Source organism: Rathayibacter sp. AC182, assembly GCF_979253875.1.
In genome coordinates, this window is sequence record NZ_CEEDEK010000005.1 from 1,849,423 (window position 1) to 1,875,659 (window position 26,237).

The following is a 26,237-nucleotide window of genomic DNA, read 5'->3' on the forward strand; positions in this document are numbered from 1 at the left end:
GTTCTCCACGACAGGCACAGGCGAGCGCAGCGTCGCGAAGCCGAACCGGTGATCCGCGTGTCAGCGGATCGCCGTAGGCGGACGCAGGACGCTCTGCGGAACGCGACCACTCAGCCGGCCGACCGCGGCCGATCGACGACGGAGGAGGAGGAGGCGGCCCGGCACCGCCGAATCGGCACCGCCGAACCGGTGATCCGCGTGTCCAGCGGATCGCCGTAGGCGGACGCAGGACGCTCTGCGGAACGCCCCGCCTCGTCGAGCCGACCGCGGCCGATCGACGACGCAGGAGGAGAGAGGCGGCCCGGCACCGCCGAATCGGCACCGCCGAACCGGTGATCCGCGTGTCAGCGGATCGCCGTAGGCGGACGCAGGACGCTCTGCGGAACGCCCCGCCTCGTCGAGCCGACCGCGGCCGATCGACGACGCAGGAGGAGAGAGGCGGAAAACTCAGCCGAACGGCTCGCAGCCGCTGCACGCCCTCGAGCAACGCGTCGTCGCCGAGGGCGTAGGAGAGGCGCAGGTAGCCGCTGGGGCCGAAGGCCTCGCCGGGGACGGTCGCGACCTCGGCCTTCCGAGGATCAGGTCGGCGAGCCCGGAGCGAGGTGGTCGGCGACGCCGTCCCACTCGCGGTTCAGCAGCCCGCGGACGTCCGGGTACACGTAGAACGCGCCACCGGGGTGGGCACTCGACCTGTCGATCGCGTTCAGCTCGGCCGACGATCGTGCGGCGGCGGCGGTCGAAGGCGAGGCGCATCTCCTCGGCCGGCTCCTGCGGTCCGGTAGAGCGGCGATCGCGGCCCGCTGCGAGATGTTGGAGACGTTGCTCGAGAGGTGCGACTGCAGGTTCGAGGCGCCGGCGATGGCGTCGGCCGGGCCGACCATCCATCCGACCCGCCAGCCGGTCATCGCGTAGGTCTTGGCGACTCCGTTGACGAGGATCGTGCGGTCGCGCAGCTCGGGAACGGCCTCCACGATCGAGGTGGCGCGCTCGAGGGGGCCGGCGTCGTCCTGCCCGTCGACCGCGTAGACCAGGTTCTGGTAGATCTCGTCGGCGATCACCCAGAGGCCGTGCTCCTGGGCCCACTCGCCGATCGCACGGGTCTGCTCGGCGGAGTAGACGGCTCCGGTGGGGTTGGAGGGAGACGAAGAGCAGCACCTTGGAGCGCTCGGTGCGAGCCGCCTCGAGCTGCTCGACGGTGACGAGGTAGCCCTGGTCGGCACCCGCGAAGACGTCGACCTGCACGCCGCCCGCGAGCTTGATCGCCTCGGGGTAGGTGGTCCAGTAGGGGGTCGGCACGAGGACCTCGTCGCCGTCGTCGAGGAGGGTCTGGAAGGCCTGGTAGACGGCCTGCTTGCCGCCGTTGGTGACGACGACCTGCGAGGGCTCGACCGCCCATCCGGAGTCTCGCGCGGTCTTCTCGGCGATCGCCGCGCGGAGGTCGGGGAGTCCCGCCGCGGGGGTGTAGCGGTAGTTCTTCGGGTCGAGCACCGCGGCGGACGCGGCCTCGACGATGTGCTCCGGGGTGAGGAAGTCGGGCTCGCCCGCCGCGTAGGAGATGACGGGGCGTCCCTGCGCCTGGAGGGCCTTCGCCTTCGCGTCGACCTTGAGGGTCGCGGACTCGGCGATGGCGGAGATTCGGGCGGAGACGCGCGTGGGAGCAGACACGAGCGAAAGCGTATCCTCTGCGCGCGAGGGGGCGCATCCGGGCGGCGCGGCCCGGCTGGACACTCCTCTCGGGTCCACGTACACTCGTCCGAGGTAGTCGAACTCTGCCAGTCTTCACCGCGCCCGACAGGGTCGGAGGAGGGTGCCGCGGAGTTCGCCTCCTCCTCGGATGCTCGCAACGGCATCCATAGGGCGGTGGCTCAATTGGTAGAGCAGCGGTCTCCAAAACCGCAGGTTGCAGGTTCGAGCCCTCGTCCGCCTTGCACATCGATGCCCGTCGCTCGCGGTCCCCGCGATGCAGCGGTCATCGGTCCAGGGTCGCCCGCAGGGCGGCCGGCCACACCGGAGGTTCCGGTGCGGGAAAGGTGCGTGCAGGTGGCCGGGAAAGCAGTCGACGAGCCGAGCGAGGACGTCGTCGCGATCGCGAATCAGCAGCGTGCGGCGCGGCGCAATCCGTTCGCGCGGATCGCCCTCTTCATCCGGCAGGTCATCGCCGAGCTGAAGAAGGTCGTGACGCCGACCAGGAAAGAGCTCGGCAACTACGTCGTGGTGGTCCTGATCTTCGTCGTCATCACGATGGCGCTGGTCTCGTTCCTCGACTGGGTGTTCGCGCTGGCCGTGACCTACGTCTTCGGCACACCAGCCGCCTGACCCGGTGGCATCCGACACCGCTTGGGCGGAGGATGCCGGCCAGCGGTACGCGCCCTCGCGGCGCCGACCGCATCGATCGAGAGAGAGCTGTGACGAGGTCTGACAGAAACCGCGACGACGTCGACTGGTCGACGGCTGCCGAGCAGTCGTCGGAGGTCGAGGAGGCGCAGGAGGGCGGCACCCTCACGCAGGCCGAGGACTCCAGCGAGCCCGCCGAGGAGGGCGCCCTGAGCGTCATCGACGAGAACGAGTCCGAGGAGGACCTGGCGTCCGACCTCGAGGCCGCGCTCGACGCCATCGGCTCGGTCGACGACCCGGAGGCCGACGCGGCCGTCGACGAGGCCGCCTACATCGACACCGTCGAGGAGGCCGAAGCGGCCCTCGAGTGCCGTCGAGGACGAGGGCCGAGGTCGCCGCGGAGGACGCGGATGCCGAGGGCGAGGACCTCGCCGACATCGACCCCTACGAGGCCTTCCGCACGGAGCTCCGCGGCAAGCCGGGCAAGTGGTACGTCATCCACTCCTACGCCGGCTTCGAGAAGCGCGTGAAGTCCAACATCGAGAACCGCAAGGTCTCGCTCGAGGCCGAGGACTACATCTTCGAGGTCCAGGTCCCAATGGAGGACGTGGTCGAGATCAAGAACGGCCAGCGCAAGATGGTCACCCGCGTGCGCATCCCCGGCTACGTGCTGGTGCGCATGGACCTCAACGAGGACTCGTGGTCGGTCGTCCGCCACACCCCCGGCGTGACCGGCTTCGTGGGCAACGCCCACAACCCGACTCCGCTGCGCTTCGAGGAGGCCTTCACGATGCTGAAGAGCCTCGTCGAGATCAAGGACGTCGCCCCCTCGAAGGCGCCCGGCGCGAAGGGCCAGAAGCAGGCCCAGCGCGTGCTGCCCGCCGAGGTCGACTTCGAGATCGGCGAGACGATCACCATCAAGGAGGGCTCGTTCGCGGGTCTCCCCGGCTCCATCAGCGAGATCAAGCCCGAGAGCGGCAAGCTCACGGTGCTCGTGTCGCTGTTCGAGCGCGAGACCCCGGTCGAGCTGTCCTTCGACCAGGTCACCAAGCTCTGACGTCCTGACGTCGCGACGACGCCCTCTCCGCTCCGGCGGAGGGGGCGTCCGTCGTTCCGGGACGCGCTCGTCGGCGCCGCGTCGGTGCGATCTGCAGGGGATCCGACTGGAGGAGCGCTTTCCTCCGCATCGCTGGGGACGACCCGGCCCGATTCCCCTGCAGATCGTGCCGGTGCCCGCAGATGGGGCGGGTGCCCGCAGATGGTGCGGGGCCTGCAGACGGTGCGGCGCCCGCAGACGGCAGCGGCGGATGCGGATCCGCCCTGTCGGGAGTAGCGATACCCGTGTAAGCTCGTACGGGTTTTCGTGTCGGCGCCCGTCCGCGTGCGCGCCGTCCGACCCTCCTCCACCGCGATCCGACTCCGTCGGGTGCGCGGGAGAGCGGCCGGGAACCCCCGACCACTCGAACCCTGAGAAAAGGAATCAGAATGGCCCCCAAGAAGAAGGTCACCGGCCTGATCAAGCTCCAGATCAAGGCCGGCGCGGCGAACCCCGCGCCCCCGATCGGTCCGGCGCTCGGTCAGCACGGCGTCAACATCATGGAGTTCTGCAAGGCGTACAACGCGCAGACCGAGTCGCAGCGCGGCAACGTCATCCCCGTCGAGATCACCGTCTACGAGGACCGCTCCTTCACCTTCATCCTGAAGACCCCGCCCGCGGCGGAGCTCATCAAGAAGGCCGCCGGCGTCGCCAAGGGCTCCTCGACCCCGCACACCGTGAAGGTCGCGAAGCTCACCCAGGCGCAGGTCCGCGAGATCGCCGAGGCGAAGCAGGTCGACCTGAACGCCAACGACATCGACGCGGCCGCGAAGATCATCGCCGGCACTGCGCGCAGCATGGGAATCACCGTCGAGGGCTGATCCCATTCCAGCGCTTGCACGGGGTGATTCCCGTGCTGCGCGGACGGCGGCAGCCCGACGGTACGATTGGCCCGTCGTCCTCGGGAGACTGCGAGAAGTGACAGCGACCCTCAATGGGTCGCACGACACCTCCTCCTGGCCTCCGGGAGCAGCCACACCGCTCTGCGACTCGTCACGTCGCGTCACTCAAGAACTCAACATCCCGTGGGAGAGCCCGCCAGGCTCTAGAACCACATTCTCGTTTCAAGGAGAAACAACATGGCACAGAAGTCGAAGGCCTACCGGGCCGCCGCAGCCAAGCTCGAAGAGGGCAAGTACTACACGGCCGATGAGGCCGTCGCCCTCGCTCGCGAGACCGGCTCGGCCAAGTTCAACAGCACCGTCGAGGTCGCGCTGAAGCTGGGCGTCGACCCGCGCAAGGCGGACCAGATGGTCCGCGGCACGGTCATCCTCCCCCACGGCACGGGCAAGACCGCCCGCGTCATCGTCTTCGCGACGGGACCGGCCGCCGAGGCCGCGATCGCCGCGGGTGCCGACGAGGTCGGCGGCGCCGAGGCTCATCGAGAAGGTCGCGGGCGGGTACACCTCGTTCGACTCCGCCGTCTCGACGCCGGAGCTCATGGGCCAGGTCGGTCGTCTCGGAAAGGTGCTCGGCCCCCGCGGCCTCATGCCCAACCCGAAGACCGGCACCGTGACCCCGGACGTGGCGAAGGCCGTGACCGAGATCAAGGGCGGAAAGATCGAGTTCCGCGTCGACAAGCACGCCAACGTGCACCTCGTCGTCGGCAAGGCCGCGTTCACCGAGGAGCAGCTCCAGGAGAACTTCAAGACGGCTCTCGACGAGATCAACCGTCTCAAGCCCTCCTCCTCCAAGGGCCGCTACATCCAGAAGGCCGCCGTCTCGACGACCTTCGGCCCCGGCATCCCGCTGGACGTCAACGTCCTGTCCTAGGACGTCGCTGCCCCGAGGCAGCACCGACAGGAGGGGGTCCGCGTGAGCGGGCCCCTCCTTCGTCGTTCCGGGTCGGAGCCGGCCGCGCGGCGGGCGCAGACTGGTCGTCGTGCTCCAGGATCAGCAGCGACCCTCCGACGACGCCCCGACCGCGGTCCGCCGAGCGGTGCCCGCGGACGCGCCGGCGCTGGCCGAGGTCGCCGCTCTCACGTTCCCGCTCGCCTGCCCGCCGCACACGAGCGACGAGGCGAAGGCCGAGTTCATCCGCGCGGTGCTGTCCGAGGAGCGGTTCGCCGCGTACCTCGTCGACCCGCACCGGTCCCTGTTCGCGGCCGAGGACGCCTCCGGGGCGCTGGTCGGCTACACGATGCTGGTGCGGGGCGAGCCGGCCGACGAAGACGCGGCCGCCGCGATCAGCCGGCGCCCGAGCGTCGAGCTGAGCAAGTGCTACGTGCTGCCCGGTGGTCACGGCAGCGGGATCGCCTCGGCGCTGATGGCGGCGTCGCTGGACGATGCGCGATCGACCGGCGCGGCGGGCGTCTGGCTCGGGGTGAACCAGGAGAACGAGCGGGCGCGCCGGTTCTACGTCCGGCACGGGTTCGCGGTGGTGGGCGAGAAGCGCTTCCTGGTCGGCGACCGCTACGAGGACGACTTCGTCCTGGAGCGCCCGCTGCCCTGATCCCCGTCGCGAGGGACCGCTCCGCGACGGGACGCGCACGGAAGGCGCACCGGAGTGGCATCCCGCGGAGGACCGAGGTCAGCCCTCGCAGACGGTGAGCACGATCTTGCCGCGCGTGTGGCCGGTCTCGAGCTGCTCGTGCGCCTCGCCCGCCTTCTCGAGCGGGAAGACGCCGTCGATGAAGACGCGCACGTCTCCCGACTCGAGCAGGCGCGAGACCACGGCGAGCGTCGCTCCGTCGGGCGCGACCTTGAAGGTGGAGGCGCGCACGCCGGCGGCGGCCGCCTCCTCGAAGAACCCGGGCCAGCTGCCGGTCGGCGCGTTCACGACGAGTCCGCCGGGGCGCAGCACGCGCAGCGAGCGCGAGCCCGTGTCGTCGTGCACGTTGCCGACCAGGTCGATCACGACGTCGATGTCCGAGGCATCTCGTCGAAGCGCTCGGCCGTGTGGTCGATCACCTGGTCGGCGCCCAGCTCGCGGAGCCACTGCAGATTGCGCGTGGACCCGGTGGCGGTGACCGTGGCGCCGAAGTACGAGGCGAACTGCACGGCGAAGTGGCCGACTCCGCCGGAGCCCGCGTGGATGAGGATCCGCTGCCCCTCGTGCGCCTTGGCCAGCTCGACCACCATGCCCCACGCGGTGAGCGCGGCCAGCGGGACGCCGGCGGCCTCCACGTGCGACAGCGTCGAGGGCTTCCGCGTGACCGAGACGCTGGGCACGCTGACGTACTGGGCGTAGGAGCCGGAGTAGCGGGGCACCATCACGAATCCGTAGACCTCGTCGCCGGGCCGCAGCGGATGCGCGGGGTACAGGCTCTGCACGACGACGCCCGAGAAGTCGTGGCCGAGCACCGCGGGGTACGAGGTGATCTGGGAGGCGACTCCGCGGCCCGCCCTGGTCTTCACGTCGAGCGGATTCACTCCGGCCGCGACCACCTTCACCAGGAACTCGGCGTTGATCGCCGAGGGGGTCGGCACGGTCGCGAGGTGCAGCGCCGAGGCGTCGCCCGGGGCGTCGATCACCGCCGCCGTCATGGTGTCGGGGAGGACCACCTCCTCGGGGATCTCGCCGATCGTGAGGCCGTGTCCGAGCGCACTGCTGTGCATCATCGCCCTTCCTGTGTCCCGGCCCCGGTGGTGGTTCCAGGGGTGGGCGACGCGCTGGCGTGCGTCCCCCGACCCCGTCTCCGAGCGCCGCGATCAGTCAATCGAGGTAATGAGTCCGGGCTGTTACGGCGGTGTCACCCGCCCGAGAAGATTGGCTCTCCGTGCCCCGATGGGGAGGTGAGGCGGCGTCGGGCTCGGGGCGCAGCGGCGTCTGGCACGATGAGGGGATGCTGCGACGACGTGCCGGAGGCCCTGCTGATCGGCGGATCGGTCCTCGTGCTCGCCGGTCTGATCCTCCTGCTCGGTGCGCGGCTCAGCCTCTCGCGCTGGGTCTACGTGAGCGAGATGGGAGCGCCGGGCATGCCGACGGCGGGCGCGGTGCGGATCGCGCTGCTGCTCGTCGCGGCCGGCGGCACGGCCGTCGCGCTCGGCGCCCGGCACGTGCGGTCCCGGCTGCTGCCCTCGCTCGCGCCCTCCCTCGTGCTGCTCGCCGCCGCCGGGTGCTTCGCGCTCGCGTCGCAGGTGACCTGCACGGCGGGGTGCCCGCTGCCGGTGGGGGAGAGCTTCAGCTGGCAGGACCTCATTCACACCAGCGCGGCGGTGCTGGGCTTCGCGTCGGCGTGCGTCGCGATGCTCCAGCTCGCGGCGGCACGGGAGCGCCCGGCCGTCGCCCGGCTCTCGCTCGTGGCCGGAGTGGCGGTGGCCGTGATCGCGGGAGCGGGCGCGATCCTGTCGCTCCTCCGGGTCTGGATGCGCCTGGGCGGAACGCTGGAGTTCGTCGCGACCGCCGTGGCCCTGCTGTGGCTCGCGACCGTGGGCCTGGTGCTCGCGCGGGAGGACCTCAGCGCCGCGCGAGCCAGTCGCGGACGCGACTCCGCAGCACCTCGGTCTGCCGCTCCTGGCCGTCGTCGCGCGCCGGCACCCGCTCGAGCTCCGCGTCGGGAAGACCTCTCGCCCACTGCTCCGCCACGGCGACCGGGTGCACCGGATCGCGCTCGGCGGCGATGACGAGGGTGCGCGCGATGACCTGCGACAGCTCGCCGGAGTCGCGGTACGCGGCGTTGCGGGGAATCTCGGCGAGGCGCACGGCGCGCTCCGCCGCCCGAGGCGCGCGGAACTGCTGCACGAGGCCCTGAGCCCCGGCGGGCGACTCCTCCACGGCCCGCTGGAAGAGGCCGGAGGCGCGGAAGAGCCGCTCGCCCCGCTTGGCACCGTGGTCGTGCAGCAGCTGCGCGAGGACGGGGAAGACGGCGAGGTTCTCGGGCATCGGCTCGGAGGTGAAGGCGGGGCGCACGAAGACCGCCCGGTCGATCGGCAGCACGCGGCGCGCGACGAGGCGCAGGGCGATCGCGGCCCCCATCGAGATGCCGAGGACCGTGAGCGGCTTGTGCGCGGCTCCGGCGCGGATCACCTGCTCGGTCACCTCGTCGGCGAGGGCGTCGAGCGAGAAGTCGGAGCCGGCGCCCACGAGGTCGGAGGCCCCGTGCGCGCGGACGTCCGGGGCGAGGACCTCGCTGCCGGGCGGGAGCGCCGGTCGGAGCAGGCCGAGCGGCTGCGAGCGGTCGCTGCCGAGCCCGTGCAGGAGGAGGACGGTCACCGCGCGCCCGCGCGGGTTCTCTCGTGCAGCTCGGCCATCAGCATGCCGGCGAGGCGGACGAGGACGTGGATCTCGTCCTCGTCGCGGTCGACCCAGCGGAACTCGGGCTCGGCGTCGATCGGCACGAAGTCGCGGTGCTGCTCCCAGACCACGAGCGTGCGCTCGGCGCCCAGGACGTACTGCTGCCAGAAGACCTGCCGCAGGTAGTGGCGCGGGATGCTGCGCCACGGCTTCGTGGTCGTCTTGATCTCGCAGAGCTCGAGCCGGCCGTCCTCGCGCAGGCCGATGCCGTCGGGGGTGGCGAGGTGGCGCCGCTCCTGGCTCGCGTGGAAGAGGGTGCTGCTGGGCTCGATCTCGTGCTCGCGGAGAACCCAGGCGGCGATCTCGGGCTCGCGGGCCCGGCCGTGATCGGTGAACGCGTTGCCGCCGAAGCCGCTGCCGTAGAGCTTGTCGAGGGCGACGCGGTCGATGGCGGCCGTGGAGGAGAGGCGCGCGACGTCGGTCGCGGTGATGCCGCGGGAACGGGCCCGGAGCCAGGCGACGCGATCGGTGGAGTGGGCGACGACCCGCTTCAGGTGGGGCGGCTCGGCCTCCCGGAAGACGGGCTGCGTCTCCCAGGGGAACGTGAGCTGCAGATCGGGCACCGATACATTCTGCGCCCGTTCCGAGGAGGTGCCGAATCGGCACGCGGGGGCGCGGTGTTCGCCGAGCGCGAGATCGGGGCGGACGCTCGACCGGCGCGGGAGAGCGTCAGGAGGCGGCGAGGAAGGAGTCGACGACCCGGGGGAGAGGAGGTGGCGGCGGACCATGAGGGCCGCTCCGCGGACGCCGCCGCCGCGGTCGCCCGAGGCCTGCACGATGTCGAGGGAGCGGGTGGCGAGGGGGAGGGAGCGGCGGTAGACGACCTCCCGGACGCCCGCGAGCACCTCGTGGCTCGCCTCCGCGATGCTGCCGCCGATCACGATGACGGAGGGGTTCAGCAGGTTCACGCACGTGGCGAGCACCTCGCCGATGTCGCGGCCCGCCGTGCGGGTCAGCTCGACGGCGGCCGGGTCGCCCTGGGTGAGCAGCCGCACGACGTCGGAGGTGCTCGCGACCCCGCCGCCGAGCCGCCGGGCGATGGCGGAGCCGCTCGCGATGGCCTCGGGATCGGCGTCGCCGTGATCGCCGGGGACCTGGACATGGCCGAGGTCGCCCGCGGCGCCGAGCGCTCCCCGCTGCAGTGCGCCTCCGCTGACGATGCCCGCGCCGATGCCGGTCGAGACCTTCACGTACAGCAGGTCGTCGACGCCGGAGTAGTGGTCGGCGTGCTCGCCGAGGGCGAGGAGGTTGACGTCGTTGTCGACGAGCACCGGCACCGGGAGCGACCGCGCCACGAAGGCGGGGATGTCGAAGCGGTCCCAGCCGGGCATGATCGGCGGCTTCACCGGGCGGCCCGTGGCGTGCTCCACCGGACCCGGCACTCCGACTCCGACCCCGGCGAGCGGGCCGGCGCCGGGGAGGTCCGCGAGCAGGGCGGCGGCGGTCTCGGAGCGTGCCCGAGGACGGCGAGGGGCCGTCGGCGATCGCGATCGCCTCCCGTCTCTCGGTCAGGACGGTGCCGTCGAGGTCGGTGACCGCGGTCGTCGCGTGGGCGGCGCCGAGGTCGACGGCGAGGAGGGTGCGGGCCGAGGCGTCGAAGGCGATCCGCGCCGCGGGTCGGCCGCCGGAGGAGGGAGCGTCGTCGCGACGGACGACGAGTCCGGTGGCGGCCAGCAGGTCCAGCTGCGCCGAGACCGCCGCGCGGGGAGGCCGGTCTCGGCGACGACGTCGGCCCGGGTGCGGGCGCCGCCGTCGGCGAGCAGCAGCAGCAGCTCGCCCGGGGCGCTCGTGGCGGAACGGCGACGGGACGGCATGGCGGAAGTCAATCACAGCGCGGGGCCTTCTGCTCCGAGCCAGTCCGACTTTCTACGCCTCCTGGAGAAGTTCTGCTTGTTGGGACTCAAAAGCCCGCGTAGGGTTCGGAGCACCCACGTTCGACGTCGATCAGGAGCACCCCGGTGGCCACACCAGCAGACCTCTCCGTCCAGCTGTACTCGGTCCGCGAGTCCCTCGCCGCCGATCTGCCCGCCACCCTCGACCGCCTCGCAGGCATCGGCTTCACGAAGGTCGAGCTCTTCTCGTTCGTCGACCTCGCCGAGGGCTACCGCTCGGCGCTGCCCGCCAGCGGCCTGACCGCCCCGAGCGCCCACGCGCGCCTCCTCGGACCGCAGGAGGGCACCTCCGTCGACGAGATCTTCGACATCGCGGCCTCGCTCGGCGTGCAGACCGTGATCGATCCGCACGTCGACCCGACGCGCTGGACCACCGCCGACGATGTCGAGAAGATCGCCGACGAGCTGAACGCGCTCGTCGACTCCGCCGCCTCGCGCGGCCTCACCCTCGGGTACCACAACCACGCGTTCGAGTTCGAGAACCGCATCGACGGCCGCAGCGCCTTCGAGCACCTCGCGAGCCTGCTCGACGAGCGGATCCTGCTCGAGCTCGACACCTACTGGGCTGCGGTCGGCGGCGACGACCCCGCCGCGGTGCTCGGCCGCCTCGGCGAGAAGGTCCGCTTCCTGCACATCAAGGACGGACCCGTCTCGAGCGACACCCAGGAGCAGCTGCCCGCAGGCGACGGCGCGATGGACATCCCGTCGATTCTCGCCGCCGCCCCGCAGGCACTCCCCGTGCTCGAGTTCGACGCCTACGCGGGCGACATCTTCGAGGGCCTGACCACGGGCTTCACCTACGTCTCGGAGCTCTCCGCATGAGCGGCGCGGGACGCGTCGGCGTCGGCGTCATCGGGGCCGGGAACATCAGCACCCAGTACCTCACCAACCTGACGGTCTTCCCCGACCTCGAGGTGCTCTTCGTGGCCGACATCGACCTCGAGCGCGCGAAGGCCCAGGCTGAGGCGTTCGGCGTGCCCGGATCGGGCACGGTCGAGGAGCTCCTCGCGCACCCCGGCATCGAGATCGTCGTCAACCTGACGATCCCGGCCGTGCACGTCGAGGTCGCCCGTCGCGCCCTCGAGGCCGGCAAGCACGTCTGGACCGAGAAGCCCTTCTCGCTCGACCGCGACAGCGGCGTGGAGCTGCTCGCCCTGGCGAAGGAGAAGGGGCTGCGCGTCGCCACGGCGCCCGACACCTTCCTCGGCGCGGGCCTCCAGACCGCGCAGCGCGTCATCGAGAGCGGAGCCATCGGGACCCCGCTGTCGGCGATCACGCTCTTCCAGGGCCCCGGCCCCGAGGGCTGGCACCCGAACCCCGAGTTCTTCTTCGCACCCGGCGGCGGACCGCTGCTGGACATGGGTCCGTACTACATCACCACCCTCGTGCAGAACCTCGGGCCGGTCGAGAGCGTCACCGCGGTCTCCTCCCAGGCCCGCGCGACGCGCGTCGTCGGCTCCGGACCGCGCGAGGGCACGGAGTTCCCCGTCACGATCCCGACCCACATCGGCGGACTGCTCCGCTTCGAATCCGGTGCCTCGGCGCAGGGCGTCTGGAGCTTCGAGTCGAGCATGCAGCGGATGGGCTTCGTCGAGATCAACGGCTCCGAGGGCACGCTCGTGCTGCCGGACCCCAACATGCACGACGGCGAGGTCACCCTGTACCGCCGCGGAGAGAAGGAGCCCGAGGTCATCGAGGCCACGGGCTCGACCTTCTCGCGCGGAACCGGCGTGCTCGAGCTCGCCCGGGCGATCCGGGCCGATCAGCCCGAGGCGGCGTCGGGCGATCTCGCGTACCACGTGACCGACGTGATGCTGTCGCTCCTCGAGGCCGCCGAGACGGGTGAGAGGGTGCTCGTCGAGAGCACCGTCGCGCCGCGCCCCGCCGTCCCCGAGGACTGGGACCCGAGCGAAGCGACCCTGGTCTGATGAGCGGTGCCCTGCGCGTCGGCGTGCTCGGCGGCGGGTTCATGGCGGCCGTGCACAGCCGCGCGGCCCGCAGCGCCGGCGCGGTCCTGGCGGGCGTCGCCTCCTCCAGCCCGGAGAAGGGCGAGGGGCGGCGGGCGAGCTCGGCTTCGAACGCGCCTACGCCGACGCGCGGGCGCTGATCGAGGACGACGGCATCGACGTGATCCACGTCTGCACGCCCAACGCCAGCCACGCCGAGCTCGCTCTCGCGGCGATCGACGCGGGCAAGCACGTGGTGTGCGAGAAGCCGCTGGCGGCGACGGTGGCGGAGGCCCAGGCGCTCGCGAGCGCCGCGTCGGCCGCGGGGATCGTCGCCGCCGTGCCGTTCGCCTACCGGTTCCACCCGATGGTGCGCGAGGCGCGCGCCCGGGTCGCCGCGGGCGAGACCGGTCGGCTGGTCACGGTGCGCGGCAGCTACCTGCAGGACTGGCTGCTGGGCGCGTCCGACGACAACTGGCGTGTGGATCCGGCCGCCGGCGGGCGCTCGCGCGCCTTCGGCGACATCGGCTCGCACCTGGTCGACCTGCTCGAGTTCGTGTCGGGCGAGCGGATCGAGTCGCTCGCGGCGATCACGAGCACGATCCACGCCGAGCAGGGCGGCCGCGCGGTCGAGACCGAGGACGTGGCCGGAGCGATCGTCCGTCTGGCGGGCGGCGCCGTCGGCACCCTCCTGGTCTCGCAGGTCACGGCCGGGCACCGCAACGAGCTCGTGCTGGAGGTGTCGGGGCTCGAGGAGTCGCTGCGCTTCGAGCAGGAGCTGCCCGAGACGCTCTGGGTCGGGCGCCGCGACAGCGCGGTGCTCGTGCCGCGCGACGGCGCGATCCTCGCACCGGATGCGGCCCGCCTCTCGATCGTGCCCAGCGGGCATCCGATGGGCTACCAGGACGCGTTCACTGCGTTCGCCCGCGACACCTACGCGGCGATCGCCGGAGCCGAAGTCGAGGGTCTGCCGACGTTCGACGACGGACTCCGCGCCGCCCGCATCACCCAGGCCGTGCTCGACGCGGCCGACTCCGGCGCCTGGGTCACCGTGCCCGGCGCGCTCTGACACCCCTGTCGAAGGAGACAGCGCCATGAGCGAGAAGACCTACGCCGCCACGCACCCGGTGACCCTGTTCACCGGCCAGTGGGCGGACCTGCCCTTCGAGGAGGTGGCGCGCCTGGCGTCCGAGTGGGGCTACGACGGCCTCGAGATCGCGGCGTCGGGAGACCACCTCGACCTCCAGCGCGCCGACGAGGACGACTCGTACGCCGCGTCGCGGCTCGAGATCCTGGACCGCCACGGGCTCGAGGTCTTCGCGATCTCGAACCACCTCACCGGGCAGGCCGTCTGCGACGACCCGATCGACTTCCGCCACAAGGCGCTCGTGCGCGACTACACCTGGGGCGACGGCGACGCCGAGGGCGTCCGGCAGCGGGCGGCCGAGGACATGAAGCGCTCGGCCCGCGTGGCCCGGAAGCTCGGCGTCGATGTGGTCGTCGGCTTCACCGGGTCGAAGATCTGGCCGTACGTCGCGCAGTTCCCGCCGGTGCCCGCCTCGGTGATCGAAGAGGGCTACGAGGACTTCGCGACCCGCTGGAACCCGATCCTCGACGAGTTCGACGCCGAGGGCGTCGTGTTCGCGCACGAGGTGCACCCGTCCGAGATCGCCTACGACTACTGGTCGAGCGTGAGGACGCTCGAGGCGATCGACCACCGGAAGGCCTTCGGGTTCAACTGGGACCCGTCGCACATGATGTGGCAGAACATCGACCCGGTCGGGTTCCTCTGGGACTTCAAGGACCGGATCCACCACGTGGACTGCAAGGACACGCGGATGCGTCCGCAGAACGGCCGGGCCGGCGTGCTCGGCTCCCATCTGCCGTGGGGCGATCCGCGGCGCGGCTGGGACTTCGTCTCGACCGGACACGGCGACGTGCCATGGGAGGACGCGTTCCGCGCGCTCGAGGCGATCGGCTGCTCCGGCCCGATCTCGATCGAGTGGGAGGACGCGGGGATGGACCGTCTGCACGGAGCGGCGGAGGCCGTGGGGTTCATCCGCTCGCTGCTCTGGAAGACGCCGACGGCGTCCTTCGACGCGGCGTTCTCGAGCCAGTAGGGCGCTGCTGCCGGGGTCGGAGGGGCTACTCGGCGGCCTTGGCGGCGCGCTCGGACTTGAGGCGCGCCTGCTCGCGGCGGACCTCGGCGTAGCGGTTCTGCTCGACGCGCAGCCACTCGGGGACCTCGTCGAGGAGGGCCTGGATCTCGTCGGTCGTGAGCGCGTCGGTGATGCCGCCGCGGGCGAGGCCGAGATCGAGACGTTCAGCCGCGAGGCGATGACGGGGCGGGGGTGCGGCCCGTTCTCGCGGAGCTCTACGAGCCACGCGGGCGGGTTCGCGGCGAGCTCGTCGTACTGCTCGCGCGTGATCGCCGACTCCTGGAACTCCTCCGGGGTCGCGGGCAGGAAGATCTGGAGCTTCTTCGCCGCGGTCGCAGCCTTCATCGTCTGTGTCGCCTTGGCCATGCGGCAACCCTACCGTCGCGCGCACAGCGCCTACCCTGGTCGGATGAGCGACGAGCCGGACACCCCGCAGCAGGACGCCGACGTCGTCGGGACGGAGCGCCTGGACGAGGCTGCGGTCGAACGGTCGGAAGGGGACGAGCCGGGTGCGGACCTGCCCGATGCGGACGAGCCCGTCGGCCCGGTGTTCTCGGTCGCTCTCGCGCCGGGCGTCACCCCGACGAAGTGGACGCGCATCTGGGGCGATCGTCGCTCCGACCTGCCGCTGCGGGTGCTGGCGCTCGCCGAGGACGAGACGCCGCGCGCGCTGCTCGACGGCCGCGCGCAGGTCGCGTTCGTCCGCGGGGACGTCGATCCCTCCCTCCTCAGTGCGATCCACCTCTACGACGAGCAGCCCGTCGTGGTGCTCGGCCGAGAGCATGCCTTCGCCGACGCGGAGTCGGTCGACGTCGCCGATCTCGCCGACGAGCACCTGCTGCAGGAGCCGTCGGCCGTGCAGGAAGTGGGCGGCCGTCGCGGTGGAGATCGCCGACGGCTCGCGACGTCCCCTGCCGCGGATGGCCGGCCTCGACGACGCCGTCGAGCAGGTCGCAGCGGGAGTGGGCGTGCTGATCGTGCCGCAGGCGATCGCCCGCGTGCACAGCCGGAAGGACGTGCGCGCAGTCCCGGTGACGGGAGTCGCTCCGACGTCCGTGCGCCTGGCCTGGGTCACGGAGGAGAAGACGGACGACGTCGAGGACTTCATCGGCGTGGTGCGCGGCCGCAGCGCCAGCACGACGCGGGGCACGGCGGCGACGCCGAGGTGGAGTCGCGCGCGAAGGCGGCGAAGGCGAAGGCCCGCGAGGCGCGCGAGAAGGCCGAGAAGGCGGGCGGCGGGAAGAAGAAGCCCGCGCGCCCCGGGCCGGCGAAGCCCGTCGTGCGGCGCACGCGGAAGCCCCGTGGCCGCTGAGCCCTGGAGCCTGCGCCCCGCCGTCGCCGGTGACGCGGAGTGGATCGCGGAGCTGCGGGCCGTCGTGATGCGCCCGGATCTGGAGCGCCTCGACCGGTACGACGAGCATCGGGTGCGGCACCGGTTCCTCGACGGCTTCGCGCCCGAGCGCACCTGCGTCGTCGCGGTCGACGGCACCGACTCCGGCTGCATCGCCTTCCGCCTCGAGGACGACGCCGTCTGGATCGAGCACTTCTACCTCGCGACCGCCGTGCAGGGGCGGGGGATCGGCTCCGCGGTGCTGCGGCGGATGATGGAGGCGGAGGCCCGCCCCGGGCTGCCGTTCCGGATCGACGTGCTGAAGCTCAGTCCCGCCCGCCGCCTGTACGAGCGGCACGGCTTCCGCTGGGAGCGCGCGGAGGAGTGGGACGACATCCTCGCCGACGCCCGTCCCGCCGCTCGAGCGCTGACTCGGCCCGGATCTACGCTCGCAGGATGCGCCACGGCATCGTCATCCTCCCGCAGGAGTCCTGGTCCACCGCCCGCCGGAAGTGGCAGTCGGCGGAGGGGCTCGGCTTCGATCACGCCTGGACGTACGACCACCTCTCGTGGCGCTCGCTGGCCGACCAGGTCTGGCACGCGACGGTGCCGACCCTCACCGCGGCGGCGCTCGTCACCGAGACCATCCGGCTCGGCACCTTCGTCGCGTCGCCGAACTTCCGGCACCCGGTGCCGTTCGCGAAGGAGATCGCGACGCTCGACGACATCGCCGGTGGGCGCTTCGTCCTCGGGATCGGCTCGGGCGGCACGGGCTTCGACGCGTCGGTGGTCGGGCAGCCCGCGTACTCGCCGCGGGAGCGGCGCGAGCGCTACGTCGAGTTCGTCGCAGGGCTCGACGTGCTGCTCCGGCACGAGGAGCCCGGCTCGGGCGGCATCGACCTCGACGGCGAGTGGTTCACGGCGCGCGGGGCGCGCATGGTGGGCGAGCCCGTGCAGCGTGCCGCGCGTGCCGTTCGTGCTCGCGGCGAACGGTCCGAAGGGCCTCGCGCTCGTGGCCGAGCGGGCGCAGGGCTGGGTCACGACGGGGCCGGAGGCGTCCTCGGGCGAGGAGTGGTGGGCCGCGGTCGGCGTCCTCGGCCGCCACCTCGACGACGCACTGGAGGCGGCGGGCCGCGATCCGGGGACGCTCGGGCGGCACCTGTCCCTCGACTCCGGACCGCACTTCTCGCTCGAGAGCGTCGACGTGTTCGACGAGATGGTCGGCCGCGCCGCGGAGCTCGGTTTCACCGACGTGATCTCGCACTGGCCGCGCGCCGAGGGGATCTACGCGGGCGACGACGAGGTGCTGTACGAGGTGGCTGCGCGGTTCTGACGGGCGGGCGCCGGGTGGTGGCGGGTCTCTGTACGCCCCGGCGGGGCCTGCTCGACCAGCGGGAGGGGCGTGTCAGAGGAGCGTGCGCACGAGGCGGCCGACCACCGGCAGCTCGGTGAAGCCCTCGGACGCGAGGAAGTGGCGGCCGCCGGGGACGACGTCCACCGGAGCGCCGAGCGCGGAGGCCAGGGAGTCCGTCGCGGAGGCGGGCACGAACGGGTCGTCGTCGGAGCGGACGACGTGCACGGCGCCCAGATGCGGAGCCGCCTCCGCGAGCACGGAGGCCGGGTCCTCGCCGAGGAAGCCGTCGAGGGCCGGCAGGGCCGGGAGGTGCTCCACGAATCCCGACACCAGCACGGCGCCGTCGACGTGCGTGCCGGTGGCGGCGATCGCGCGCAGCGCGGTGATGCAGCCGAGACTGTGCGCGACCACGACGAGGCGGACCGGTCCGCGGGCGGATCCCAGAGCCTCCCCGACGCTCGAGCGCCAGGCGGCCGCATCCGGAGCCATCGCATCGGGCAGGACGACGCGCGTGACCGCCGCGCCGAGCGCCTCGGCCTCGCGCTCCAGCCACGGGAACCAGTGGGCGCGGACCGAGGCGCGGTAGCCGTGGACGATGAGCAGGCGCGAGGACATGCCGGGGACAACCGCGCGGCGCGGAGCAGAGTTCCCGGCGGCCGGGGTCACGCCTCCGGAGTGAAGAACGCCTCGATCGCGCGGGCGAGTGCGACGAGGTCGTCGACGTGCGCGAGCTCGCGGGCCGAGTGCATCGAGAGCAGCGGAACGCCCACGTCGACGGTGGCGATGCCGAGGCGGGTCGCGGTGAGGGCCCGATCGTCGAGCCGCACGGGACGGAGTTGTTCGAGACGAACTCCTGGTACTCGACGCCGGCCTGCGCGCAGACGGCCGCCCAGAGCGCGGCGCCCCGCGCATCCGTCGCGTAGCGCTGCGAGGCGTTGATCTTGAGCAGGGGACCTCCGCCCGCGACGGGGTGGTTCACCGGGTCGTGCCTGTCGGCGCGGTTCGGGTGCACGGAGTGGCCCGCGTCGGCCGAGAGGCACCAGGAGGCGGCGATCGCGCGCGCCCGCTCCTCGACTCCGGCGCCGAGCGAGGCCGAGACGCGGTTCAGCACGTCCTCGAGGAACGGGCCGCTGGCTCCGGAGCGGCTGGCGGACCCCGAGCTCCTCGTGGTCGAAGGCGGCGAGCACGCTGATGTGACGCGGCGGGGCGGGGCGGCGCTCGCCGCGAGCAGGGCGACGAGGCCGGCGTGGACGGAGCTGAGGTCGTCCATCCGCCCGGCCGCGAACAGCGCGTCGTCGAGGCCGAAGCGCCGGGGCGGCTGGGTGTCGCAGGTGACGAGGTCGTAGCCGGCGATGTCGGACGCGTCGGTGAGCCCCGCCTCGGCGGCGAGGAGGTCGAGCAGATCGACCTCGGAGGAGTCGCCGAGACCGAACACGGGCACGGTGTGCTTCTGCCGGTCGAGGGTGAGGCCCTCGTTCTGCTCGCGGTCGAGGTGGATCGCGAGCTGCGGGATCCGGAGGAACGGCCTCGTGCGCAGGAGCAGCTCGCGCCCGTCGCGCGTCGCGACGCGGCCCGCCAGCTCGAGCTCCCGGTCGAGCCAGGAGTTGAGCAGCGGCCCGCCGTAGATCTCGACTCCGGCCTGCAGCCAGCCCTCCGACCCGATCGTCGGCCGCGGCTTGAGGGTGAAGCCGGGGGAGTCGGTGTGCGCGCCCAGGATCCGGAACGGCGTCACGGCGTCGGCGGTCGCCGGGACGTGCCACGCGATGATCGCGCCGTCGCGCACGACGTAGTACCGGCCGGGCTCGGCGGGCCACGCCCGGGTCTCGTCCAGCCCGGTGAACCCTGCGGCGTCCAGTCGCCGCGCGCTCTCGGCAGCGGCGTGGAAGAGGAGGAGGAGGCCGTCAGGAACTCGGCGAAATCGGCGATGCGGGCGTCACGATCGGTCATCCGTCCAGTGAACCACTCGCGCGCGAGCGGCCGGCGTCACCGCACGACGATGCGGACGAAGGCGACCGGGCGCTCCGCCTCGGCGTTCACGTAGGCGTACTCGCGGGCCGTCGAGAACGCGACGTGCCGCCCGGCGGCGAGGGTCAGATCCTCCTCCCCGTCGCGAGCGAGGAGGAGGGCGCCGTCGGTGACGAGGAGCATCTCGTGCCAGCCGTCGGGGTCGGGCTGCGCGTCGTAGCGCTCTCCCGGCCCGAGCGTCCAGGTCCACAGCTGCGACTCCTCGCGGGAGGGGACCGAGGCGAGCAGCACGGCGACGCTCGCCGGATCCGCGCCGCGCCAGGCCACCTCGCCGATCGACGTCGCAGAGCCGCCGGGTGCCGAGACGAGCGCGGTGAAGCTGGTGCCGAGGGCCTCCGCGAGGCGGTCGACGCCGGTCAGGCTGATGTTGGCCTCTCCGGCCTCCACGTTCACGATCGTGCGCCGGCTGATGCCCGAGCGCTCCGCGAGCGCGGCCTGGCTGAGGCCCGCGTGCTGTCGGGCCTGCCGCAGGTTGCTGCCGACGTGGGCGAGGACCGAGGACGGTTGCATGCGCACTATTCTGCACCCTAGAGTGTGCAGAATGCTGCACTTCCCGCTCCTCCGCTCCCTCCGGTTCTCGAGGCCCGAGTGGGCGCTGATCGGCATCACCGCGGTCTGGGGCGGGACGTTCCTCGCCGTGCACGTGGCGATGGAGCACAGCGGTCCGCTGTTCTTCGTCGGGGTCCGCTTCGTCGTGGCCGGGCTGATCAGCGCCCTGGTCTTCCACCGGACCCTGCGCGGGATGCGGTGGATCGACCTCGGTGCGGGCGCCGCGATCGGACTGATGATCGCGCTCGGCTACGAGCTGCAGACCTTCGGCCTGCAGAGCATCCCGAGCAGCACCTCCGCGTTCCTCACCGCCCTCTACGTGCCGCTGGTGCCGCTGCTGCAGTGGGTCGTCTTCCGGCGGCGACCGGGGTCCTCACCCTGGTGGGCGTCGCGCTGGCGTTCGTCGGGCTCCTCTTCGTGGCCGGGCCGCAGCCGGGAGTCGCGCTCGGCGCGGGCGAGATCGCGACGCTCGTCAGCACGATCCCGATCGCCGCCGAGATCATCCTGATCGGCGTGTTCGCCGGCCGGGTCGATCTCGGGCGCGTGACCGTGGTGCAGCTGCTCGTCGCCGGCGGGCTCGGGTTCGCGGCCATGCCCGTCGCGGGAGAAGCGATCCCCGCGTTCTCCTGCGGTGTGGCTCGTCGCCGCCCTCGCGCTGGGGGCGAGCAGCTGCCTCATCCAGCTGACGATGAACTGGGCTCAGCGCTCCGTCTCGCCCAGCCGCGCCACGATCATCTACGCCGCCGAGCCGGTCTGGGCCGGAGTCGTCGGCCGCCTGGCCGGCGAGCGGCTGCCGGGTCTCGCGCTGGTCGGCGCCGCGCTCATCGTTGCGGGGACGGTCGTGAGCGAGCTGCGGCCGCGGGCGCCACGCGTCTCTGGAGCGGAGCGCGCGGGCGGCGACTCCGTCGACGACGGGGGCGAGGGACCCGGCCCCCGTATGACGACGGCCGCCTCTGCGGAGGGGCGCCCTCGTCGGGGCAGCACGATCGCCTTCCCAGGGCGGGCGCCGCTCAGCGCAGCGCCCAGTAGGGCAGCGAGGTGACGACCGCGCCGAGCACGATCAGCACGATGCCGGTCGCGGGCGAGGCCCTCACCTCGCCCGAGCCGAGGTGCTCGGCGACGTAGGAGAGCGCGTCGTGGGTCCGCTTCCGGGCGCGCAGTCCGACCGCGAGCAGCACGAGGCAGGGCAGGCAGTAGATCACGGCGTAGCCGGCGAGGACCAGCAGGCCCTCGGCGAGGCCGAGCCGGGCGTCGAGGAGGCGCTCGATCGCGATGAAGTAGGGGAACGCGTTGGGCAGGTCGGCGCCGGTGAGCAGCGCTCCGAACGGCAGCGCGGTCCAGGGGGTGAACCAGCGAGGAGCGCGATGCGCCGGCGCGGCCGCGTGCGGAACCGTCGGATCCCCGAGACGACCAGCACGACCCCCGCTGCGGCGAAAGCCAGGTAGCGGATGCCCTGCACGATGCCGTCCACGGCTCCGGCCGCCGCCCCCGCGCCGAGGAACAGGGCGGCGCCGGCGCCGAACACCGTGAGCGCGGCGCCGAGGACCGTCACGAGCGCCGTCAGCGCCGGACGGCGCGGGGCGGCCAGGAGGATGAGGGTCACCGCGACGATCGTCGCGGGGTTGAAGGCGTCGAGCGCGGCGAGCCCGGCGATCGCGAGCAGGAGCGGCCCGCTCACGGCGCGGCCCGGCGCACGGGGACGACGGGCAGCGCCCGGAGTCCGCCTGCGCTGCATGGCGGGACCCTAGCGCACCCGCCGTCCGGCGAGCCGAGTGGAGCCGACCGGGGTCAGCTCGACGTCAGGGCCTCGCGGAGCTTCACCCGCGAGCCCATCCGCAGCAGCGAGTTCGTGTAGATCGTGCTGGCCACGGCCATCACGGCGGTCGTCGCCACGATGAGGAGCGCCAGCGAGACGAGCGGCTCCCACCAGTCGGCCTCGCCGAAGAACAGGCGCACGGGCATCGCGACGGGAGCGCTGAACGGGACGTACGACAGGATCGTCATGACGAGCGCGTTGTCGCCGAAGGCACGACTCCGAAGTACGGCACCATCACGAGCATCATCGCCGGGGTCATCACCGAGCCGTGTCCTCCTGGCGCGAGACCAGGGCGGCACCGGCCGCGAAGACGCTCGCGACGAGGACGAACCCGAAGACGAAGAAGACGACGAACCAGATACAGCGGCGCCGACGGCGGGTCCAGCAGCTCGGTCTGGCCGGTGACCGCCGAGCCCGAGGGCCGCCGCGGCCGCGATGGCGGCGGCGGTGCCGACTCCGATCACCGAGTTGCCGAGGATCTTCCCCGCGAGCAGCGCCCGGGCGGGAACGGCCGCGAGCAGGATCTCGACGATGCGCGACTGCTTCTCCTGCACCGTGTTCTGCATGATCGTCGCGCCCGAGCCGAGGACCGCGAGCATGAAGACCAGGCCGAAGGCGAGCCCGATGAGCGTGCGCAGACCGGACGGGGTCTCGGAGGCGTCGAGGAGCTCGACCGCCGGGCTGACGGAGAGCGAGGAGACGAGCCCCTCGGGAGCCTCGTCGAGGGCGACGACCGAGAAGCCGACCGCGGAGTCGTCGGGGACGAGGGCCGCGTCGGCCGCTCCGTCGCGGACCAGGTCCTCCGCGTCGGCCCGTGTCGCGACCTCGGTGACCTCGAGGGTGTCCGCGTCGGCGACGGCGGAGGGCGCGGATCCGACGACCGCGACCGGAGTCGCCTCGGCGGTGCGGTTGCCCAGCACGCTCGAGAGGACGATGCCGCCGATCACCAGGGCGAGGGTGATCACGGTCGAGACGATGAACGCCTTCGAGCGGACCTGCGAGAGGATCTCGCGCTCGGCGACGAGGAGCGTCGCGCCCCGGGTGCCGAGCCTCGCGTCGCGGGGGGCGTCCGGACGAGGGGCGCTGCCGGTCGCGGGGGTGGTGGTGCTCGTGCTGGTGCTCATCAGGCTGCTGCTCGTCGGCACCCGAGGGTGCGCTGACCACGATGTCCCGGAAGATCTCTCCGAGGTCGGCCTCACCGGCCGGAAGGACGACACGGTGCCCCGCTCGACCGCCGCGCGCAGGACCGCGTCGGCGGCCGCCGCGTCGGCGTGGAAGAGGGCCGACGTGCCGGCGAGCTCGGCCACCTCGACGCCGGGGAGTCCGCGGATCCAGCCGACGTCGCCGGTCATCTCGAGCGACCAGCGGTTGCCGGAGTGCTGATCGCGCAGCGCCTCGCGCTCGCCGGCCGCCTGCACCCGGCCGCCCGCGATGATGACCAGGTCGTCGCAGAGTCGCTCGACCACGTCGAGCTGGTGGGAGGAGAAGAGCACCGGCACTCCGCGCGCGGCGTGCTCGGCGATGACGGCGACCACCTCGTCGACGGCCAGCGGATCGAGCCCCGAGAAGGGCTCGTCCATGATCAGCACGTCGGGGTCGTGCACGAGCGCCGCGGCGACCTGGACGCGCTGCTGGTTGCCCAGCGAGAGCGCCTCGAGCTTGTCCCGCCGGCGCTCGATGAGTCGAGCCGCTCGAGCAGGTCGTCGCCGCGCTGCACGGCGGTCGCCTTGTCGATGCCGTGCAGGCGCGCGAGGTAGGCCAGCTGCTCGCCGATCTCCATCTTGGGATAGAGGCCGCGCTCCTCCGGCATGTAGCCGAAGCCGTGCAGGGCGGCCTGGCCCACGGGCGCGCCGTCGAGGGTCACGGTGCCGGAGTCGGGGCGGAGGACCCCGAGGATCATCCGCATGGTCGTGGTCTTGCCCGCTCCGTTTCCCCGACGAAGCCGGTGAGCCGCCCGCGGCCCACGTCGAAGCTGACGTCGTCGACGACGCGGCGCTCGCCGAAACTACGACTGATGTTCTGCACGCTGAGCATGCGACCTCCCCGGGATCCGTTGACACCTCCACGCTAGGAGCGGGCCGGATCGAGCGCTTCCGGCCCGGGGGTGAACCCGCGTCTCCGCCTCCCGGGACGGAGAAAAGGGCTCAGCCGACCAGGCCCGACCGGTAGGCGTAGACGACCGCCTGCACCCGGTCGCGCAGCGCGAGCTTCATCAGCACGTTCGACACGTGGGTCTTCACGGTGGCGCGCCCGACTCCGAGCAGGTCGGCGATCTCGTCGTTCGAGAGCCCCTGCGCCATCGGCCGCAGCACCTCGATCTCGCGCGGGGTCAGCTGGTCGGGCTCGGGCCGGTCGACGGGGAGGTCCGCGAGCGGTCGGCGGCCACGGCGCGCTCGATGACCGCTCGGGTCAGCTCGGGTGCGAGCAGCGCCTCTCCGGCTGCGATCGCCCGCACCCCGTAGACCGGGTGCTCGGGAGGCGGAAGTTCTTCAGCAGGAAGCCGCTCGCTCCGGCGTCGAGCGCCTCGAGCAGGTGGTCCTCGCGGTCGAAGGTCGTCAGCGTGAGCACGCGCACCGGCGTCCGGGGATCGGCGAGCAGCCGCCTCGTCGCCTCGATCCCGCCGATGCCCGGCATCTCGACGTCCATGCACACCACGTCGGGGCGGGTGCGCGCGACGAGCTCGAGCGCCTCCTCGCCGCTGGAGGCCTCTCCGACGACGTCGATCCCGGGCTGCACCGAGAGGATCGTGCTGATGCCCTGGCGCATCGGGGCGTGGTCGTCGACGAGGACGACGCGGACGTCGCTCATGCCGAGACCCCCCGGGGGGACGGCGACGCGGACGACCCAGCCGGAGCCGGCGCGCGGCCCCGCCTCGAGGCGTGCCGTCCAGTGTCGCCGCGCGCTCGCGCATGCCGAGGAGGCCGAGGCCGCCGTTGCGCTGGCGGGGGCCGAGGCGGCCCAGTCCGTCGTCGGCGACCTCGGGCTCGACGGTGGACCCGCTGTAGCGCACGTGGACGCGCGCCCTCGTGCCGGGGCCGGCGTGCTTGAGCACGTTCGTCAGCGACTCCTGAGCGATGCGGTAGAGGTTCAGCCCGACCAGCGGCGGCGTCGAACGGCTCGCCGACCTGCTCGAGCGTCATTCGGAGCCCGGCCGCCTCGGCGTCGGCGATCAGCGCGGGAAGGGAGTCGAGGCCGAGCGGCGGTGACCGGGTCGAGCACGGACTCCTCGTCGCGGAGCGTGCCGAGGAGCTGGTACAGCTCGCCGACGGCCGCGCGCGACGTGCCCTCGAGGGCCTCGAGCTGCCCGCGGGCCCTGTCGGTGTCGGGGTCGAGCAGGGTCCGCGCCGCCGCCGCCTGGACGCCCATCAGCGGGACGTGGTGGGCCACGGCGTCGTGCAGCTCCCGCGCGATGCGCAGACGCTCGATCGTGATGGCCTGCCGGGCGACCTTGGCCTGCTCGTTTTCGAGCTGCCGGGTGCGGAGGTCGGTCAGGGCCCGCTGGCGCGCCGACGCCCACGCGTGGTTGCCGAACCACCAGGACCCCGCGAAGTAGAGGACGTTGATCAGGATCTGCTGGAGGAGGTACGCGGCGACCGGAGTGAGCGCGCCGATGCCCGCCGTCGAACTCGAGGTCCTGCGTGCTCGCGCGGAAGAAGGTCACGAGCAGCCAGACGGCCATCACGGTCACCAGCACGCCGCGCGCCAGTCCGCCCGCGCCCGCCTCGGCTCCCAGGCGCCCACGCTGTACATCGCCGTGAAGAGGGCGATGTTGGTGATGGTGAGCTCGGGCACGCGCAGCTCGCCGACCAGCAGGGCGGCCGCCGCGGTGACGGCGAGGACGGGCACGGGTGCCAGGCGGCGGAAGGCGAGCGGCAGCGTCACGAGGAGCCAGGAGGCCGATGCTCAGCGGCGGCTCGGCGCCGTCCGGGTACATGCCGATCGCGCGTCCGAGCACGAGCGAGAGGATGGACGCGCCGAACAGTGCGGCGGCGGTCGCCGCATCGGCCGTGCTGATCGGCCGTCACGGACGGCCTCCGCCACTGGCGCGAATCGGGGTCGGCAGTCATCTCGCGGGCCAATCTACCGGCGGCTCGCAGGAGGGGCGTCCCCGCTCAGCGGAGGGTGCGGGTCGGCTTCGCGGCCACGACGTCGTCGGCCCCCTGACTCCCGCCCGTGCCGTGGAGGGACGTGCTTCACGGCGCAGGCAGGAGCACGGCCGGGACGTTGTCGACCTTCACCGAGTCGTAGTCGGCGTAGCCGTCCGGCACGTCGACGACGCTCATCCACCAGTTCAGGCTCTCGTTGCAGGCGTCTCCTCGGATCGCGCTCACCATCTCGGGGCTGTCCGCCGGAGCGTCGGTCACGAAGGACGCGGAGCACCGTCTCGCAGGTGGGTCCGGGGAGGACGACCGTGATCTGGTCGGGGAGCGGACCGGGACGGTAGGAGGCCCGGCTGCTGTCCGTCGCCCCACGGGTCCGGGTGATGTCAGGGGAGGGGGC

Annotated in this window: 26 protein-coding genes, 1 tRNA gene and 10 pseudogenes; 17 read left to right on the forward strand and 20 right to left on the reverse strand. The window is 72.6% G+C overall.

Translation table 11 applies throughout. The features are described from left to right. Nucleotides 1-110 precede the first annotated feature (110 nt). Both AC0CII_RS21640 and AC0CII_RS21645 read right to left on the reverse strand, forming a co-directional pair. Nucleotides 111-308, reverse strand: a complete 198-nt coding sequence (locus AC0CII_RS21640; RefSeq protein WP_465231146.1) for a hypothetical protein — start codon at nucleotides 306-308, stop codon at nucleotides 111-113. Between the two features lie 152 nt (nucleotides 309-460). Continuing rightward, nucleotides 461-1,665 (reverse strand): annotated as a pseudogene (locus AC0CII_RS21645) (pyridoxal phosphate-dependent aminotransferase); the annotation flags it as partial. Nucleotides 1,666-1,854: 189 nt separating this feature from the next. On the opposite strand from AC0CII_RS21645, the gene AC0CII_RS21650 reads away from it, so the two are divergent. The 6 genes and pseudogenes from AC0CII_RS21650 to AC0CII_RS21675 all read left to right on the forward strand — a co-directional run bounded on the left by AC0CII_RS21650 (nucleotide 1,855) and on the right by AC0CII_RS21675 (nucleotide 5,882). Then, nucleotides 1,855-1,928: transfer RNA gene (locus AC0CII_RS21650), tRNA-Trp, on the forward strand. A gap of 112 nt (nucleotides 1,929-2,040) precedes the next feature. Then, nucleotides 2,041-2,316, forward strand: coding sequence for a preprotein translocase subunit SecE (gene secE / locus AC0CII_RS21655; RefSeq protein ID WP_465230590.1), 276 nt, complete (start codon nucleotides 2,041-2,043; stop codon nucleotides 2,314-2,316). A gap of 89 nt (nucleotides 2,317-2,405) precedes the next feature. Then, nucleotides 2,406-3,391 (forward strand): annotated as a pseudogene (nusG, locus tag AC0CII_RS21660) (transcription termination/antitermination protein NusG). Nucleotides 3,392-3,819: 428 nt separating this feature from the next. Next, complete coding sequence (rplK, locus tag AC0CII_RS21665) at nucleotides 3,820-4,251, forward strand: 50S ribosomal protein L11 (RefSeq protein ID WP_055790620.1); 432 nt, start codon at nucleotides 3,820-3,822, stop codon at nucleotides 4,249-4,251. A gap of 258 nt (nucleotides 4,252-4,509) precedes the next feature. Continuing rightward, nucleotides 4,510-5,203: pseudogene (gene rplA, locus AC0CII_RS21670) on the forward strand (50S ribosomal protein L1). 109 nt (nucleotides 5,204-5,312) lie between these two features. Beyond that, a complete protein-coding gene (locus AC0CII_RS21675) occupies nucleotides 5,313-5,882 on the forward strand; it encodes an N-acetyltransferase family protein (RefSeq protein ID WP_465226496.1) in 570 nt (189 codons plus the stop codon). 78 nt (nucleotides 5,883-5,960) lie between these two features. Here the strand turns inward: AC0CII_RS21675 and AC0CII_RS21680 are convergent. Further along, a pseudogene (locus AC0CII_RS21680) lies at nucleotides 5,961-6,916 on the reverse strand (NADP-dependent oxidoreductase). Between the two features lie 417 nt (nucleotides 6,917-7,333). Here AC0CII_RS21680 and AC0CII_RS21685 point away from each other — a divergent pair. Then, a pseudogene (locus AC0CII_RS21685) lies at nucleotides 7,334-7,798 on the forward strand (DUF998 domain-containing protein); the annotation flags it as partial. A gap of 31 nt (nucleotides 7,799-7,829) precedes the next feature. Here the strand turns inward: AC0CII_RS21685 and AC0CII_RS21690 are convergent. The 3 genes from AC0CII_RS21690 to AC0CII_RS21700 form a co-directional block, all read right to left on the reverse strand. Continuing rightward, nucleotides 7,830-8,585: an alpha/beta fold hydrolase gene (locus tag AC0CII_RS21690; RefSeq protein ID WP_465226495.1), complete on the reverse strand. Its 756-nt coding sequence runs from the start codon at nucleotides 8,583-8,585 to the stop codon at nucleotides 7,830-7,832. Next, a complete protein-coding gene (locus AC0CII_RS21695) occupies nucleotides 8,582-10,099 on the reverse strand; it encodes an ROK family protein (protein ID WP_465231053.1) in 1,518 nt (505 codons plus the stop codon). Before AC0CII_RS21695 ends, AC0CII_RS21690 begins: the two co-directional genes overlap by 4 nt. Nucleotides 10,100-10,174: 75 nt before the next feature. Next, nucleotides 10,175-10,480, reverse strand: coding sequence for a hypothetical protein (locus tag AC0CII_RS21700; protein WP_465230591.1), 306 nt, complete (start codon nucleotides 10,478-10,480; stop codon nucleotides 10,175-10,177). 144 nt (nucleotides 10,481-10,624) lie between these two features. On the opposite strand from AC0CII_RS21700, the gene AC0CII_RS21705 reads away from it, so the two are divergent. Genes AC0CII_RS21705 through AC0CII_RS21725 form a run of 5 tightly spaced genes read left to right on the forward strand, consistent with a single transcriptional unit; the run spans nucleotide 10,625 to nucleotide 14,624 of the window. After that, nucleotides 10,625-11,380 (forward strand): sugar phosphate isomerase/epimerase family protein, encoded by a 756-nt coding sequence (locus AC0CII_RS21705; RefSeq protein WP_465230592.1) that lies wholly within the window; start codon nucleotides 10,625-10,627, stop codon nucleotides 11,378-11,380. Beyond that, nucleotides 11,377-12,486 carry a Gfo/Idh/MocA family protein gene (locus AC0CII_RS21710; RefSeq protein ID WP_465226492.1) on the forward strand — a complete coding sequence of 370 codons (1,110 nt, stop codon included), beginning with the start codon at nucleotides 11,377-11,379 and terminating at the stop codon, nucleotides 12,484-12,486. Before AC0CII_RS21705 ends, AC0CII_RS21710 begins: the two co-directional genes overlap by 4 nt. Next, nucleotides 12,486-12,665 carry a hypothetical protein gene (locus AC0CII_RS21715; RefSeq protein ID WP_465231147.1) on the forward strand — a complete coding sequence of 60 codons (180 nt, stop codon included), beginning with the start codon at nucleotides 12,486-12,488 and terminating at the stop codon, nucleotides 12,663-12,665. The genes AC0CII_RS21710 and AC0CII_RS21715 overlap by 1 nt, the downstream gene beginning before the upstream one ends. Continuing rightward, the gene (locus tag AC0CII_RS21720) at nucleotides 12,665-13,573 is read left to right on the forward strand and encodes a Gfo/Idh/MocA family protein (protein ID WP_465231054.1); all 909 of its coding nucleotides are present in this window, start codon (nucleotides 12,665-12,667) and stop codon (nucleotides 13,571-13,573) included. The genes AC0CII_RS21715 and AC0CII_RS21720 overlap by 1 nt, the downstream gene beginning before the upstream one ends. Nucleotides 13,574-13,598: 25 nt before the next feature. After that, nucleotides 13,599-14,624, forward strand: a complete 1,026-nt coding sequence (locus tag AC0CII_RS21725) for a sugar phosphate isomerase/epimerase family protein (RefSeq protein ID WP_465230593.1) — start codon at nucleotides 13,599-13,601, stop codon at nucleotides 14,622-14,624. 25 nt (nucleotides 14,625-14,649) lie between these two features. On the opposite strand, the pseudogene AC0CII_RS21730 reads toward AC0CII_RS21725, so the two are convergent. Then, nucleotides 14,650-15,008, reverse strand: a pseudogene (locus tag AC0CII_RS21730) (DUF5997 family protein). 64 nt (nucleotides 15,009-15,072) lie between these two features. On the opposite strand from AC0CII_RS21730, the gene AC0CII_RS21735 reads away from it, so the two are divergent. From AC0CII_RS21735 to AC0CII_RS21745, 3 genes and pseudogenes are all read left to right on the forward strand, one after another. Then, nucleotides 15,073-15,975: a LysR family transcriptional regulator substrate-binding protein gene (locus tag AC0CII_RS21735; RefSeq protein ID WP_465230594.1), complete on the forward strand. Its 903-nt coding sequence runs from the start codon at nucleotides 15,073-15,075 to the stop codon at nucleotides 15,973-15,975. Between the two features lie 67 nt (nucleotides 15,976-16,042). Continuing rightward, nucleotides 16,043-16,348, forward strand: a pseudogene (locus AC0CII_RS21740) (GNAT family N-acetyltransferase); the annotation flags it as partial. A gap of 101 nt (nucleotides 16,349-16,449) precedes the next feature. Next, nucleotides 16,450-17,445, forward strand: a complete 996-nt coding sequence (locus AC0CII_RS21745; RefSeq protein WP_465231055.1) for an LLM class flavin-dependent oxidoreductase — start codon at nucleotides 16,450-16,452, stop codon at nucleotides 17,443-17,445. Here AC0CII_RS21745 and AC0CII_RS21750 read toward each other — a convergent pair. The 4 genes and pseudogenes from AC0CII_RS21750 to AC0CII_RS21765 form a co-directional block, all read right to left on the reverse strand. Next, nucleotides 17,399-17,962 (reverse strand): RBBP9/YdeN family alpha/beta hydrolase, encoded by a 564-nt coding sequence (locus AC0CII_RS21750; protein WP_465226486.1) that lies wholly within the window; start codon nucleotides 17,960-17,962, stop codon nucleotides 17,399-17,401. The two genes, AC0CII_RS21745 and AC0CII_RS21750, sit on opposite strands and share 47 nt — an antisense overlap. 47 nt (nucleotides 17,963-18,009) lie before the next feature. Continuing rightward, a pseudogene (locus AC0CII_RS21755) lies at nucleotides 18,010-19,178 on the reverse strand (M18 family aminopeptidase). Further along, complete coding sequence (locus tag AC0CII_RS21760; RefSeq protein WP_465230595.1) at nucleotides 19,076-19,294, reverse strand: hypothetical protein; 219 nt, start codon at nucleotides 19,292-19,294, stop codon at nucleotides 19,076-19,078. Before AC0CII_RS21760 ends, AC0CII_RS21755 begins: the two are co-directional and overlap by 103 nt. A 36-nt stretch (nucleotides 19,295-19,330) precedes the next feature. Next, nucleotides 19,331-19,882 carry a helix-turn-helix transcriptional regulator gene (locus AC0CII_RS21765; RefSeq protein ID WP_465226484.1) on the reverse strand — a complete coding sequence of 184 codons (552 nt, stop codon included), beginning with the start codon at nucleotides 19,880-19,882 and terminating at the stop codon, nucleotides 19,331-19,333. On the opposite strand from AC0CII_RS21765, the gene AC0CII_RS21770 reads away from it, so the two are divergent. Both AC0CII_RS21770 and AC0CII_RS21775 read left to right on the forward strand, forming a co-directional pair. Further along, entirely contained in the window at nucleotides 19,881-20,429 is a 549-nt protein-coding gene (locus tag AC0CII_RS21770; RefSeq protein WP_465230596.1) for an EamA family transporter, read from the forward strand. The two genes, AC0CII_RS21765 and AC0CII_RS21770, sit on opposite strands and share 2 nt — an antisense overlap. Before the next feature lie 111 nt (nucleotides 20,430-20,540). Next, nucleotides 20,541-20,963: pseudogene (locus AC0CII_RS21775) on the forward strand (EamA family transporter); the annotation flags it as partial. Here AC0CII_RS21775 and AC0CII_RS21780 read toward each other — a convergent pair. From AC0CII_RS21780 to AC0CII_RS21820, 9 genes and pseudogenes are all read right to left on the reverse strand, one after another. Then, the gene (locus AC0CII_RS21780) at nucleotides 20,932-21,123 is read right to left on the reverse strand and encodes a hypothetical protein (RefSeq protein ID WP_465230597.1); all 192 of its coding nucleotides are present in this window, start codon (nucleotides 21,121-21,123) and stop codon (nucleotides 20,932-20,934) included. The pseudogene AC0CII_RS21775 and the gene AC0CII_RS21780 overlap by 32 nt on opposite strands. Then, complete coding sequence (locus AC0CII_RS21785; RefSeq protein WP_465230598.1) at nucleotides 21,120-21,656, reverse strand: hypothetical protein; 537 nt, start codon at nucleotides 21,654-21,656, stop codon at nucleotides 21,120-21,122. The genes AC0CII_RS21780 and AC0CII_RS21785 overlap by 4 nt, the downstream gene beginning before the upstream one ends. Before the next feature lie 53 nt (nucleotides 21,657-21,709). Continuing rightward, nucleotides 21,710-22,861 carry an ABC transporter permease gene (locus tag AC0CII_RS21790; protein WP_465230599.1) on the reverse strand — a complete coding sequence of 384 codons (1,152 nt, stop codon included), beginning with the start codon at nucleotides 22,859-22,861 and terminating at the stop codon, nucleotides 21,710-21,712. Between the two features lie 37 nt (nucleotides 22,862-22,898). After that, nucleotides 22,899-23,771: pseudogene (locus AC0CII_RS21795) on the reverse strand (ABC transporter ATP-binding protein); the annotation flags it as partial. Between the two features lie 110 nt (nucleotides 23,772-23,881). Then, nucleotides 23,882-24,049, reverse strand: a complete 168-nt coding sequence (locus AC0CII_RS21800; protein WP_465230600.1) for a response regulator transcription factor — start codon at nucleotides 24,047-24,049, stop codon at nucleotides 23,882-23,884. Nucleotides 24,050-24,146: 97 nt separating this feature from the next. Continuing rightward, entirely contained in the window at nucleotides 24,147-24,545 is a 399-nt protein-coding gene (locus AC0CII_RS21805; RefSeq protein WP_465230601.1) for a response regulator, read from the reverse strand. 279 nt (nucleotides 24,546-24,824) lie between these two features. Beyond that, nucleotides 24,825-25,124, reverse strand: a complete 300-nt coding sequence (locus AC0CII_RS21810) for a histidine kinase (protein ID WP_465230602.1) — start codon at nucleotides 25,122-25,124, stop codon at nucleotides 24,825-24,827. Between the two features lie 297 nt (nucleotides 25,125-25,421). After that, nucleotides 25,422-25,619 carry a DUF7134 domain-containing protein gene (locus tag AC0CII_RS21815; RefSeq protein ID WP_465230603.1) on the reverse strand — a complete coding sequence of 66 codons (198 nt, stop codon included), beginning with the start codon at nucleotides 25,617-25,619 and terminating at the stop codon, nucleotides 25,422-25,424. A gap of 311 nt (nucleotides 25,620-25,930) precedes the next feature. Further along, nucleotides 25,931-26,071: a hypothetical protein gene (locus AC0CII_RS21820; RefSeq protein WP_465230604.1), complete on the reverse strand. Its 141-nt coding sequence runs from the start codon at nucleotides 26,069-26,071 to the stop codon at nucleotides 25,931-25,933. Between the last annotated feature and the right edge of the window lie 166 nt (nucleotides 26,072-26,237).